Consider the following 12,148-nt stretch of genomic DNA (forward strand, 5'->3'; position numbering starts at 1 on the left):
AACATCATTGACCGCTATTTGGATATGTTAATAGTATATTCACCGCCGGCCTCAGCCCATTCAACCTGCAGCTTCTGCGACCTCGCATATTGTACTATTTTTTCTTTAGCCGCAGGCTCATCCGCCAGGATGCAGATACTGCCGTCAGCCGCCGCCAGCGCGGCTTGGGCCCTGAGCAGCGGCAGGGGGCAGCTTAGGCCCCGTACGTCAAGAGTATTCGCCACAGTTTATCAAACTCCTTTACCTGCCGGCACAAGTTTTTCCCTGAACAGGCAGCCAATGCCGGCAACTACGGCGATACCGGCTATGACGGCAATCTGCCCGTTGATGCCGACACCGGCTGCCGAGCCGGCCGCATTAAGATTATGGGCTATACCGGCCCCGGCCAGCATGCCGAGCACGCAAAATATCGCATCCGTACTGCCCTCGCCGGACAGTATCAGCTGCCGGAGGGGACAACCGCCCGCCAGTGTGGCTGCCAGACCGGTCAGGAACAGACCAAGGAAATTCCAGATATGCATGGTATGAGCCAGCGGCTGGTTCTCAAAGCCCAGCTTAAAGAACCCGAAATACAGGTTGCCGGCGAGGGCGGCGGCGAACATAACCCCGTAGATTTTAAGCAGCGTGGTATCCCCGGCCAGCATAAAATCACGAAAACCACCGCTCAGGCACATCCGGGTCCGCCAGGCCAGGGCGCCACCGGCCAGGCCGGCGCCCAGGCTCAGGATGACTGGCGCATGCATAGAGCCTGGCCCGTTAACACTGAAGTGCAAAAAGCCCGCCTCCAGACTTACGCCAAGCAGCAGGATAAGGGCCGCTGCGGCAGCCAGATAACCGGTCACCCGGCTGCCGCCCGTATAGGTATAGGCTCGTCCCAGATTAAAACCGCGCTTCAAAAATAGGATCCCGGCCCCAATACCGGTAATAAAGCCGGCCAGGGCTGTGATGCCGTTGAGATCGCCGCCGGCCACCCGCAGGATGGCTCGCAGGGGACAGCCTAAGAACACCAGCGCCCCCAGCATCATCGCCATTCCCAGCACAAAGCGCACGAGCGGGCTGGAGCCGCCCCTGGCTTTGAACTCGCCGCCGGCGCGGGACAGACCGAAAGCACCAAGTACGAACCCCAGAATCTCAGGCCGGGCATACTGCAGGGTGGTTGTGTTATGCAGCCCGACGGCACCGGCAATGTCCCGCAATTGACAGGCAGCGCAAAAACCATAATTGCCGGGATTACCAAACTTGACCAGCAGCACCGCCCCGAGACCAAAAACTACGCCTGTGACAATAATCAACCAGTTCAATTCCTTCACCCCATATACAGAAAATTTTTAATACCACCATATATATTATATATAAACAATTATATTCCTCCCCTGCCAGGCTTTAACAGGATAATTTATCTTGGCTTACGAATTATTAACAATAAATTAACACCATACTAACTAGTTGAGGTGAGTGCATGTCATATATCCAATCTTTAACTGTGTTTTCCTATGTTGCTGAAGAGGGAAGTTTTTCTGCTGCGGCAAAAAGGCTGGAACTCACTCAGCCCACCGTCTCCTTTCACATTGATAACCTGGAAAAAAGTTTTGGCTGCCCCTTGTTCTTCCGGACATCCAAAGGTGTTTCCTTAACCATATATGGCGAAAGACTGTATCAGACTACCCGGATAATAAATGACCTGACTACCGCTACCCGCAAGGAAATTCAAGCCATGGCGCAGGGTTCGGCCGGCCGAATACTGCTCGGCGCCAGCACAATCCCCGCCGATTATATCCTGCCGCCGCTAATGGCTCAGTTCCTGCAAAGCAACCCCGGCTTGAGCGTATCGCTCATAACCGGCGACAGTCATACCATCCTGGCAAAGTTCAGGCAGGGTGAATTCCCTATTGCCGTAGTCGGTACCAAGCCGGATGACAGCCTGGTCAGCCAGCCGCTGTGGGCAGACGAACTGCTGCTCGTCGCCCACCCGGACTATCAGGCAGTGACCGGTGATGGCCCGGTAAAAAACTGGCTTTTGCCGCTGCCGTTTATTCTGCGCAAAAGATCATCAGGCACAATCAGCTCGGCCCTGGATGCCCTAGCCCGCTTTGGCATCAACCGGGACGAGCTGACTGTGGTTATGGAAGCCGGCAGCAATCAGGCGGTAAAAGCGGCTATCCTGAATAAAATCGGCGTAGGTTTTATTTCTTCCTGGGCGGTGGAGGCGGAGATTATGTCCGGCCGATTAATCTCCCTGTCGCTGCCGGTACCGGTAATCGAACGCCGGTTTTATGCGGTTTGCCGCCAACCGCTGCTGCCGGCCTGTCTGGACCGTTTCTGGCAGTATCTTATCGGGCAGGCTAACGGCCCGGTTCACCACCTGCCAACGCCGACCGGCCCGACTGCCTGAGGAACCCTTCGCCCCTGCCATCAGCTGCTGCTTTTACTTGCGAAAATATTTATCTCCCTCTTTACTAGAACATATGTTCTCGGGTATAATAAGGGCATGCAAGGAGCTGATGAACGTGGATGTGTTCGATAAACTGAAAATCTTAACCGACGCAGCAAAATACGATGTGGCCTGCACCTCAAGCGGAGTGAATAAAAAAGCTTCAGCCGGCGGGATCGGCAGTGCCGCCGCCTGCGGCATCTGCCACAGCTTTTCCGCTGATGGACGCTGCATTTCCCTGCTCAAAGTGCTGCTGACCAATATTTGTGTTTATGATTGCAAATACTGCGTTAACCGCCGCTCCAACGACACCCCGCGAACCGCGTTTACGCCCCGGGAATTAGCTGAACTGACCATCAACTTTTACCGCCGCAATTATATTGAAGGCCTGTTTTTAAGCTCAGGCGTGCTGAAAAATCCGGACTACACCAGCGAACAGATTATCGAGACCTTGCGCATCCTGCGCGAGGAATACCGGTTTGCCGGCTATATTCATGCCAAGGCGATTCCCGGCGCCGACAGTGCCCTCATTGCCCGTCTCGGTCTGCTGGCAGACCGGATGAGCGTGAATATCGAACTGCCGTCGCAAAACAGTTTGCAGCTGCTGGCGCCGGACAAATCCAGGCATTCTATTTTTACGCCCATGGACTATATTCAGAACCAGATCCGGGAGAACTCGCGGGAGCTGGTAAAGTACCGCCAGGCACCCAAATTTGTTCCCGCCGGCCAGAGCACCCAGATGATTATCGGGGCTACGGCCGACACCGATTATCAGATTTTAAACCTCACGGAAAACCTGTACAGAAGATATAAATTGAAGCGGGTTTTCTTCTCCGCCTATATGCCGGTAGCAGTGGACAGTCTCCTTCCCGCCCCGGATACCACCCCGCCGCTGTGGCGCGAGCACCGGCTTTACCAGGCCGACTGGCTGCTCAGGTTTTACGGTTTTGCCGCCGGCGAGCTGCTTGATCAGCAGCATCAAAGCTTCAATCCTTATTTGGACCCTAAATGCAACTGGGCCCTTCGGCATATGGATTCCTTCCCGGTGGAGATTAACCGGGCTCCCTACCGTGATTTGCTGCGGGTACCGGGGATCGGCGTAACCAGCGCCCAGCGGATAGTAACAGCCCGCCGGACAACCTCCCTTCATTTTGACAACCTGAAAAAGCTGGGAGTTGTCCTCAAACGGGCCCAGTATTTTATCACCTGCGTCGGCAAAACCGCCAGCGGCATAAAAATCACCCCTAATGCCATGCTCCGCTCTTTGCTGTCGGCCAAAACGCTGGAACTGTATCACTCGCAATTCTCCAGCCAGCCGGAACAGCTCTCGCTCTTTCACCAGCCGGCACCGGTTTCTTTACTCCAGGAGGCTAACAACAATGCCGACCGGGTCTGATCTGATTTACTGCTATGACGGCAGCTTTGACGGTTTATTGTGCTGTGTCTTTGAAAGCTACGAAAAAAAAGAAATTCCCCTTGCTATCCAGATGACGGCTGCCGCTCAGCCACTGCTGTTTGCCACCAAACAAATTCCAACTGACAGCCAAAAAGCCGGCCGGGTATTGGCCTCTATTCCCCAAAAACTGGGCCCGGCCGCGCTGAATTTTGTCCAGCATGCCTTCTTAACCTGTCTTAAACAAAAAGAGTTAACCATCCTGCTCTTCCTGCGGCTCGGTTACCGTTACGGCCCGTCGGTGATGAATAGGCTGACCGACAACGTGGTGGGCACACTCTGCCAAGCGGTAAAGCATTTGGAACGGGAGAGTCATTTGTTCAAAGGCTTCCTGCGCTTTTCCATCTTTAACAACGTCCTGGTCGGCGAAATCGAACCCAAAAATTATGTATTGCCGCTGCTGACGCAGCATTTTTGTGAGCGCTATCCGGAAGAACGCTTTTTAATTTATGACAAGACCCATGGCATGGGCCTGGTATACCAGCCCTACCAGTCTGCCGTCATCCCGATCGACTCGCTTGAGCTGCCTGCGGCCGATGCCGAGGAACAGAAGTTTCGCGAGCTCTGGCAGCTATTTTACGATACCATCGCGATCCAGGGGCGGTATAATCCAACCTGCCGCCTGAGCCACATGCCCAAACGGTACTGGACGTACATGACGGAGTTCGGCGACCGGCCAAAAAAAGCCTGGCCACAGCTGCCTGCGGCCGGCGGGACCTTATTGGGCACCTCTGGACAGGATAAATTGCCCTGATAAATTCATTATGCGCAGCGGTTTATTGCCCGGTACCGGGCTGAGCCGTTTTTGACCGCTCGCCCTCCCTGGTACCAAGGGCAAATAATACAATTCCCAGGCACACAATAATACCGCCCACACTATACATGGTGCCATAACCCCAATACTCACTGACAATTCCCAGAATTACGGCCCCGGCCGTAATGCCCACATCCATAAAGGCAGTGAAAAAAGCCAGGGCACTGGCCCGGTCATGCGGCAGCGTCCGGTCGACTACAAAAGCATTCAGCGCCGGCATAAATGCCCCAAACCCCAGGCCGAAGCACCCGCCAATTACCACCAGTAACCACACATCATCCAAAAATGACAGCAAAAAGGTTGCCGCCGCCAAAAGGGTTAAAAAGGGCAGAATTACTTTTCTCCGGCCATAGCGATCAGATAATTTGCCGGCAATCACCCGGCTGATTAAGGTAAATATCGCATAGGTGGTAAAGAATAGGCCGAAATTGGTTATCCCCTGCAAGGGTGCGTATACAGGCAAAAAGGTTATCACCGCCCCATAGGCAGTCGCAGCGGTAAAAAACGTCAGCGACGCAACAAGCACCGCCGGTTGACGGCCAACAGCCCAGATGCTTACCGCCTGCTGCCGCGTTGCCGGCGGTTTAATCTCATCGACACAGCAAGCAGCTGCCAAAGCAGCACCGGCTGTAATAACTGAATAGAAAAACAAACGGGAAAAATCATGCGTACCCGCGATAATCATGCTGCCCCAGGCCGGGAATAAGGCCATCGCCATCACATTGCCAACGCCATATATGCCCATTACCTCGCCGCGGCGTTGAGGCGGGGCCAGATCAGCCACATAAGCGAACGCGGCTGCCAGATAACTGCCATGGGCAATGCCGTGTAGTATTCTCAGTATATATAAGGGGATAATCGTCTGCGTCTGACCATAAAGCGTAAATAACAGGGCAAACAGCCCTGCCCCAAATAGCATCAGCTTTTTGCGGCCATGACGATCTGCCTGTTGGCCGAAATAGGGACGCAGGATTACCGAAGACATGGTAAAAATACCTACAACAATCCCAATCTGGCTTGTCGTTCCCCCTAAGCTGGCCACAAACTGGGGTATTGTAGGCAGCAACAGGTAGAAACTGCCAAAATAAAAAAAACCGGACAGACATATCATGATAAAATTTCTTGACAGCAAACTAAATTCACTCATCTTTTTCCTCTCCCCCGCCGCCACAGCCGCTATGGCCACATTCATTTTCTTCTTCAGATTCACTTACCCATTCGATTGCCGTCTTGCCTGCTGTTTGCATTAACCGCAGCAGCAGAGTCTTCTCCGCGCCGGTGAGCTTGCTTGTCAGCATATTTGACCACTGGTTTTCAATGGCAATGATTTCCTGATAAATTGCCCTGGCCTTGGCAGTAGAATATAAGCGGGCGGTACGCTTATCTTTTACACATGGTTCTTTATAAATAAACCCGTTTTCTTCAAGCTTCGCCAACCCCCGGGTAATATTGCTTTTATTAAGATGCACTAGTGGCAACAGCTTATCTTGCGTAATGCCTTCATTCTCGCAGATATGGATAATAAACATATGCTGACTCGTGTTGATTCCCAGTGCTTCAAACTTTTTATCCAGATATATCTTGCTAAAGCGGTCTGTAATAGCAATCCATTTGTATAATTTGCCCATCTGTTAGCTCCTTCCCTGACTTTTTACACACTCCATATTTGCGCGCGCAACTAACAAATTGCGCGCGCAACCAATACTTTAAAGTATAGTCAGGTTATTTTGTTTTGTCAATAAAAAGTACACCCCGCTAAGGCCGAGCCGCTACTACAGCGCCGCCAGCAACGGGGTGCATTTTTTTACATCATCAGAAAGTATTTTCCCTGCCGCTAAAGGCCAGAACAACTATTAACCTCCAGGCTTGGCTGCAGGCCATGCCTTTTCTTATCTGATTAACTGATCGGCATAGACCAGCCTGACGCCGGCGGCTTCTATCTCCGGGATCATCTCCCGGACGGCAATGACCGAGTTGGGCCGGGCATGGCCAATAACCGTTACACTGCCATTTCTCCGGGCCATAGCAATAGCTGTCCGCAATTGTTTTTTTATTAATTCAATGTCTGAGCTATTATCCAAAAACAGCTCGTTTTCCCCGGTTCGCAGCCCCAGCTGCCTTGACACCTCGGCCGCCACCGTTTTGGCGCTGGTCCGGCTGTCGATAAAAAACAGATTATGGGCCTTAATAACACCTAAAACGGTTGTCATTACCTGCCTGTCGGCAGTTGCTTTTGATCCCTGATGGTTGTTGACACCTTTGAGGCCAGGTATAGAGGCGATCGCCTTCTCCACCGTCTGTTTAATCTCAGCCTCCGTCATGTTGACGGTAATAACGGTAGGCTCTGTTTCTTCCGTTGCCGACAGCGGCTCCAGCGGCAGGTGCAGCATCACCAGATGGCCGGCGCTGAGAGCTGCCGATGCCGCCTCGGTACTATACTGGCGGTAAGGTAAAACGGCAAAAGTGATTGGCCGCCCCATATTGGCATAGGCAGCAATGGGTTCCCGGATATAACCAAAATCATCAATTATAATAGCCATCTCGCCAACAACGGCTTGGGCCTTGCTCTTAGGCTTAGTCTGTGGTGCCGGGCTTTTTGCCTGCGCAACATAGATCCTGTCAGTTACTAAGGTCAGGGGCTCATTGTTTAACATATCCTTAATACCAACATCAATCCGCACAACCGGGGCCCCATTATGAACATCCGGCTCGGTGCCGATTACCCGGCCGCCGGCATTAGCAGCCAGCGGGGTTAAAGCCTGCTCCACCGCTGCCGGTGACAGTGTGGACGGCACCGTAATCAGCATACTGCGGCTGTGCCAGCGAATCAGCCCCTCAACCCCTGGGCGCGGGACCTCCTGACCGGCTTCCTTCAGCAGCTCCGTCTTCCCCTGGACACTGCTCAGGCCAGTATCAACAGCGGCATGAATTTTATTGGCGGCATCAGTAAAATCAAGCACCACACCGGCCCCGGTTTTTTCCAGCTCATAGCCGGCCGGCGGCTGGGCCGGCGGACTGCCGGCCTGATAATAGACAGCGGCAATAATCAGTGCCGCCAGCGCCAGTATCCATTGTAAATAATTGCTTTTTTTTGCCATAATATTTCTCCTCGTATGTGTTTGCCTGCATTTCAGCCTCTGTATAATTATATAGTTTTGTGACTGCTTATGTCTACCAGCTGGTGTTGATTATTATCAGCAGCGTCGTTAACAAAAACTTAACATAAAGTTAATACTCCCTTAAAATGCCAGAGAAGGATAATACCCTGCCAAAGACTAACATGTTATAAAGAAAACAAAATGGAAAAAGATACAATGGGAAAACTACACAAAAAACAAAGGAGTATAGCGTGAGACTATTAAAACGCATGGCAAGCAAGGCTAAATTGCCAGGAAAACTAAACAGTAAACTACTGGCCGGCTTCCGGTTCCCCGGTCAGCTAAAACTGCCGGCAATGGTAAAACAGCTGCAGCTAACAGCACTTTCGTCTGTATTAAGCCGCCTGCATCTCAGAGCAAAACTCCTGATTGTGGTGGCTGTATTTTCGCTGTTGTCCGTGGTTATCGGCCTGGTCGGACTGCAGGGTATAAAAACGGCCAACACAGCCCTTGAGGCTATGTATGCAAACCGGATCACCGCCCTCCAGGAGCTCAAAATCATGTCCGACGCCCTTACCGTCAATGTTGTCGATACCTGCCACAAGGTTAGCGACGGACATATGGCCTGGTCATTGGGCAGAGACAGGCTCAAGGACGGTTCCCAGACAATCAGAAGCCAGTGGGACGCCTATAAAAGCCATGTGACGACCCCGGAAGAAGAACAGATGGTCGCACAGATTGACGGGTTCCTGGGTATGGCTGACGGAGCCCTGGCTAAAGCTGCTGAAATTATGATCAGAGAAGATAAGCCGGCCTTGCATGCTTTTATGATTGAAGAACTGTACTCCAGCATTGAGCCCGTATCAGATAAGCTGACTGAACTCACCCACCTCCAGCTTGAGTTGGCCAAAAGAGAATATCAGGCGGCCGATAGCCGGTACACTTGGCTGATTATGCTATTTTCGGGCATGATTATCGCCGGGCTGGGCATCGCGGTTACCCTGGCCCTCTTTATCCTGCGCCAGGCGTTGCGGGAGATTAACAATATGGTGACAAGCGTGGAACAGGTTGCGGCCGGCAATTTGGCATTATCAGCCATCTCCGTCACGACCACCGATGAAATCGGCCGCCTGGCCACAGCCATAAATTCCATGGTCCTTAGCCTACGGTCGCTTGTAAAAACAGTTTCGGCCTCGGCCGAACAGGTAGTGGCCGGCGCCGAGGAGACAGCCGCAGCGGTGGGGCAGGTATCGGCTACCGCCGCGGAAGTGGCCGGCAACAGTTCCCGGCTGGCCGCTGCGGCGGCGGTCGGCACAACCTCGGTTGTTGAGGTCTCTAAATCGCTGTTAGAACTGTCCTCCCTGGTCGATATTGCCAAACGCGAAGCCACATCGGCCGCCGCCAATTCCCAGGCTACCCTCAATACGGCCCTGGAAGGCCGGAGCACAGTGGACAACACGGTAACCTGTATGGGCAACATTAAAGACAAAACCCTGGAAGCGGAAGCGTTAATGACAACCCTTAATCAATATATTGCCAAAATTGGTGCCATCACGGATACCATAACCGGGATTGCCTCCCAAACCAACCTGCTGTCGTTAAATGCCGCCATTGAGGCGGCCCGGGCCGGCGAAGCCGGCCGTGGTTTTGCCGTAGTGGCGCAAGAGGTTAAAAAACTGGCTGACCAGTCAACCAAAGGCGCAGCCGAGGTATCGGCCCTTATTCAAAGAGTAAAGGAAAGTACCGCTGCCGCCGCGGCGGCCATGCAAAGCAGCCGGAACGAAGTGGAGGACGGCGTAGCCAGCGCCGGCCAGGCGCAAAACGCCCTGGAAAATATCTTTGCGGCCGTCAGCAGCACCGTCACCGACATCGAGTCCGTAATGGCAATCACTGATGAGGAGGTCACGCAGTCTGACCGTATTATCGACCTGATCGACTCACTCGCCACGGTAATCGAAAATACCGCCCAGCAGGCGGAAGAAGTCTCTGGCGCCACCCGGCAAACAGCAACGGTAATGGACTCTCTTGCCGCAAACTCCACCGGCACCAACAAAATGGCTGTCAGTTTAAAGGCTGCCATTGCCTTTTTTAAAACAGACCAATATACAAATAAACAGGAGGCCTAATAATGAAAAATCAGGAATTTATCCTCGACAACTGTCAGGTAACCGCAATTCTTACCGGCGATCTGCAAGGGCAGCTGGCCGCCGGCATCCGGGAAACGCTGCTGGCCTATCTAGCCGACGGCTACTGCAACCTGAATGTTAATCTGGCTAACGTACATACGATTAACGCCACCGGCCTGGGTATGCTTGTCAATATTCAGAAACGGGCCTGCCAGCAGGGCGGCAATATCACCCTGGAAGGCCTGCAAGGCACAGTGAAGGCAGCCTTTGACCGCACCAGGCTGAGCAAAGCCTTTACAATCCAGGAAAGCAAACCATTCACCGCCAGGCCATAACAGGCCAATCTTGTCTGCAAGGAAAGGGGTATGTAAGGAGTGAAAACTGATCGTTCCAAAGTCCTGATCTGCGATGATTCCCTGCTTGTCCGCAAACAGCTGCGCGACTTGTTAGCCGAGCTGCACTGCCAGGTATATGAGGCCAAAAACGGCCTGGAATGTGTGGAATTATACAAAGCGCACAGGCCCGGCACAGTATTCCTGGATATTATCATGCCTGAATGTGACGGCCTGGAGGCCCTCCGGCAGCTTAAGGAGCTTGACACCGACGCCAAAGTCATCATGCTGTCGTCCACCGGCACTTCAGCCAAAGTATTGGCAGCCCTTAAATATGGCGCCGCCGATTTTATCCAGAAACCGTACACCAAAGCCCAGATCGCTGCGGCTGTCGGTTATCCGGCATAGTAAAGGAGACAATATGTTTACTCAATATTTTGGTCAATACCTGCTCAATAACGGCCTGATCGCCAGGGATCAGCTCTGTGATTTATTGGTTTATGAGCAATCGGTCCGGGTAAAGCTTGGTGTGTTGGCCCTCAACGCCGGGCTGATGACCGCTGCGCAAATCGCCGAAATCCACGAACTGCAGCGCAAGCAGGACCGGCGTTTTGGCGAAATCGCCCTGGCGAAAGGTTATCTTACCCCGCAGCAGCTTGACAGTCTCCTGGCTATGCAAAACAGCCGCCATTTAGGCTTAAATCAGGCGATCCTTGATAAACAATATCTTACCTTACCCCAGCTGGCAGCAGCCCTCGAAAGCTTTAAGCAGGATAATCAGTTGTCACCGGCGATGCTGCATTCTTTGCAATGTGCTGATATGGATCAAATTGTTCGCCTGTTTTTTGACTTTCCCCCGGATGAAGCCGGCAGCCTGCATTATGACTATATCACCCTGCTGTTAAAAAACATTGTCCGCTTTCTTGACGATCAACCGCTGCTCTCCCGGACGCTTCCCCCGGCCCGGCCGCCTGCCAGCTGGCTTATTTCCCAGCAGGCCAGCGGTGATCGCACCCTTGCGACCGCCTTATTGCTCGACGATACCGCGCTGCTCGGTCTTGCCAGCCGTTTCAGTCAGGAAAAACTCACGCAGGTTGATGAACTGGCCACAGACAGTGCCGCTGAATTTTTAAATCTCCAGAACGGTATTTTTTTAGTCAATCTGTCTGACCGGGGTTTGGAACTGGACCTTAAGCCGCAGACAGTTGCAGCCGCGACTGGCAATACCATGATAAGCGGCTGCCGGATACCTCTTACTCTCACCTTTGGCTCAATGGAGCTTATATTCTCGCTTACATAAGCCGCGGCCGTACGCCATATAAAAACCGCTAACCCTTCGACCGTTAGCGGTTTTATCATTACGAGCGGAAATTAACGCATTGCAGTTCGATCCCGAAATCCTTTTCTTTCAGCTTGTGAATAACAGCCTGCAAATCATCTTTTTTAGCCCCGGTCACCCGCAGCTGGTCATCCATAATCTGCGCCTGAACTTTTAGCTTTTGTTCCTTAATAAAGGCAATTACCTCTTTCCCTTTTTCCTTGCTGATCCCTTTTTGGATCGTGACCGTTTGCTTAACCGTACCGCTAAAGGCGGGCTCCGCCTTACCCACATCCAGACATTTTAAAGGAACATTGCGCTTAACCATTTTGGTCCGCAGAATATCGAGCATGGCACCCAGCTTATATTCATCTTCGGCTGATAATTTTAAGGACTGTTTATCCAGAACGATTTCTGCTTTGCTGCCTTTAAAATCGTAGCGCTGCGCAATCTCCTTGGTAGTCTGGTTGACAGCATTATCCATTTCCTGCATATCCACCTCGGATACAATATCGAAGGAACAGTCTTTCGCCATCGGTATGACCCCTTTCATTGCCTAATATCATTTAATTATAA

Annotated in this window: 13 protein-coding genes; 7 read left to right on the top strand and 6 right to left on the bottom strand. The window is 52.4% G+C overall.

Features of this window, described 5'->3' with window-relative positions; genetic code table 11:
* Nucleotides 1-14: 14 nt before the first annotated feature.
* Nucleotides 15-224 (bottom strand): sulfurtransferase TusA family protein, encoded by a 210-nt coding sequence (locus ACZ481_RS16605; protein WP_464766463.1) that lies wholly within the window; start codon nt 222-224, stop codon nt 15-17.
* A 6-nt stretch (nt 225-230) separates the two neighbouring features.
* On the bottom strand, nt 231-1,301 hold the full coding sequence (gene yedE, locus ACZ481_RS16610) for a YedE family putative selenium transporter (protein ID WP_464766464.1): 1,071 nt from the start codon (nt 1,299-1,301) through the stop codon (nt 231-233).
* A gap of 158 nt (nt 1,302-1,459) precedes the next feature.
* Between yedE and ACZ481_RS16615 the strand changes: the two genes are divergently transcribed.
* From ACZ481_RS16615 to ACZ481_RS16625, 3 genes are all read left to right on the top strand, one after another.
* Entirely contained in the window at nt 1,460-2,392 is a 933-nt protein-coding gene (locus tag ACZ481_RS16615; RefSeq protein WP_464766465.1) for a LysR substrate-binding domain-containing protein, read from the top strand.
* 115 nt (nt 2,393-2,507) lie between these two features.
* The gene (locus tag ACZ481_RS16620; RefSeq protein WP_464766466.1) at nt 2,508-3,827 is read left to right on the top strand and encodes a putative DNA modification/repair radical SAM protein; all 1,320 of its coding nucleotides are present in this window, start codon (nt 2,508-2,510) and stop codon (nt 3,825-3,827) included.
* Nucleotides 3,811-4,638, top strand: coding sequence for a TIGR03915 family putative DNA repair protein (locus ACZ481_RS16625; protein WP_464766467.1), 828 nt, complete (start codon nt 3,811-3,813; stop codon nt 4,636-4,638). Before ACZ481_RS16620 ends, ACZ481_RS16625 begins: the two co-directional genes overlap by 17 nt.
* A 22-nt stretch (nt 4,639-4,660) precedes the next feature.
* On the opposite strand, the gene ACZ481_RS16630 is transcribed toward ACZ481_RS16625, so the two are convergent.
* From ACZ481_RS16630 to ACZ481_RS16640, 3 genes are all read right to left on the bottom strand, one after another.
* Nucleotides 4,661-5,845 (bottom strand): MFS transporter, encoded by a 1,185-nt coding sequence (locus ACZ481_RS16630; RefSeq protein ID WP_464766468.1) that lies wholly within the window; start codon nt 5,843-5,845, stop codon nt 4,661-4,663.
* Nucleotides 5,838-6,326 carry a MarR family winged helix-turn-helix transcriptional regulator gene (locus ACZ481_RS16635; RefSeq protein WP_464766469.1) on the bottom strand — a complete coding sequence of 163 codons (489 nt, stop codon included), beginning with the start codon at nt 6,324-6,326 and terminating at the stop codon, nt 5,838-5,840. Before ACZ481_RS16635 ends, ACZ481_RS16630 begins: the two co-directional genes overlap by 8 nt.
* A gap of 261 nt (nt 6,327-6,587) precedes the next feature.
* Nucleotides 6,588-7,796, bottom strand: a complete 1,209-nt coding sequence (locus tag ACZ481_RS16640; RefSeq protein ID WP_464766470.1) for a divergent polysaccharide deacetylase family protein — start codon at nt 7,794-7,796, stop codon at nt 6,588-6,590.
* Nucleotides 7,797-8,047: 251 nt separating this feature from the next.
* Between ACZ481_RS16640 and ACZ481_RS16645 the strand changes: the two genes are divergently transcribed.
* The 4 genes from ACZ481_RS16645 to ACZ481_RS16660 are packed head-to-tail and all read left to right on the top strand — an operon-like array spanning nt 8,048 to nt 11,554.
* Complete coding sequence (locus ACZ481_RS16645) at nt 8,048-9,922, top strand: methyl-accepting chemotaxis protein (RefSeq protein WP_464766471.1); 1,875 nt, start codon at nt 8,048-8,050, stop codon at nt 9,920-9,922.
* 2 nt (nt 9,923-9,924) lie between these two features.
* Nucleotides 9,925-10,257, top strand: a complete 333-nt coding sequence (locus tag ACZ481_RS16650) for an STAS domain-containing protein (protein ID WP_464766472.1) — start codon at nt 9,925-9,927, stop codon at nt 10,255-10,257.
* Nucleotides 10,258-10,296: 39 nt separating this feature from the next.
* The gene (locus ACZ481_RS16655; RefSeq protein ID WP_464766473.1) at nt 10,297-10,662 is read left to right on the top strand and encodes a response regulator; all 366 of its coding nucleotides are present in this window, start codon (nt 10,297-10,299) and stop codon (nt 10,660-10,662) included.
* Between the two features lie 13 nt (nt 10,663-10,675).
* Nucleotides 10,676-11,554: a hypothetical protein gene (locus ACZ481_RS16660; RefSeq protein ID WP_464766474.1), complete on the top strand. Its 879-nt coding sequence runs from the start codon at nt 10,676-10,678 to the stop codon at nt 11,552-11,554.
* Nucleotides 11,555-11,612: 58 nt separating this feature from the next.
* On the opposite strand, the gene ACZ481_RS16665 is transcribed toward ACZ481_RS16660, so the two are convergent.
* Nucleotides 11,613-12,107 (bottom strand): YajQ family cyclic di-GMP-binding protein, encoded by a 495-nt coding sequence (locus tag ACZ481_RS16665; RefSeq protein ID WP_464766475.1) that lies wholly within the window; start codon nt 12,105-12,107, stop codon nt 11,613-11,615.
* Nucleotides 12,108-12,148: the final 41 nt, after the last annotated feature.

Source organism: Sporomusa intestinalis (genome assembly GCF_055383785.1).

Excerpts from the sequence above, each read along its gene's own strand:
- ACZ481_RS16625 (WP_464766467.1), top strand. The coding sequence starts at position 3,811 with ATGCCGACCGGGTCTGATCTGATTTACTGCTATGACGGCAGCTTTGAC.
- ACZ481_RS16640 (WP_464766470.1), bottom strand. The coding sequence starts at position 7,796 with ATGGCAAAAAAAAGCAATTATTTACAATGGATACTGGCGCTGGCGGCA.
- ACZ481_RS16635 (WP_464766469.1), bottom strand. The coding sequence starts at position 6,326 with ATGGGCAAATTATACAAATGGATTGCTATTACAGACCGCTTTAGCAAG.
- ACZ481_RS16665 (WP_464766475.1), bottom strand. The coding sequence starts at position 12,107 with ATGGCGAAAGACTGTTCCTTCGATATTGTATCCGAGGTGGATATGCAG.
- ACZ481_RS16660 (WP_464766474.1), top strand. The coding sequence starts at position 10,676 with ATGTTTACTCAATATTTTGGTCAATACCTGCTCAATAACGGCCTGATC.
- ACZ481_RS16650 (WP_464766472.1), top strand. The coding sequence starts at position 9,925 with ATGAAAAATCAGGAATTTATCCTCGACAACTGTCAGGTAACCGCAATT.
- ACZ481_RS16630 (WP_464766468.1), bottom strand. The coding sequence starts at position 5,845 with ATGAGTGAATTTAGTTTGCTGTCAAGAAATTTTATCATGATATGTCTG.
- ACZ481_RS16615 (WP_464766465.1), top strand. The coding sequence starts at position 1,460 with ATGTCATATATCCAATCTTTAACTGTGTTTTCCTATGTTGCTGAAGAG.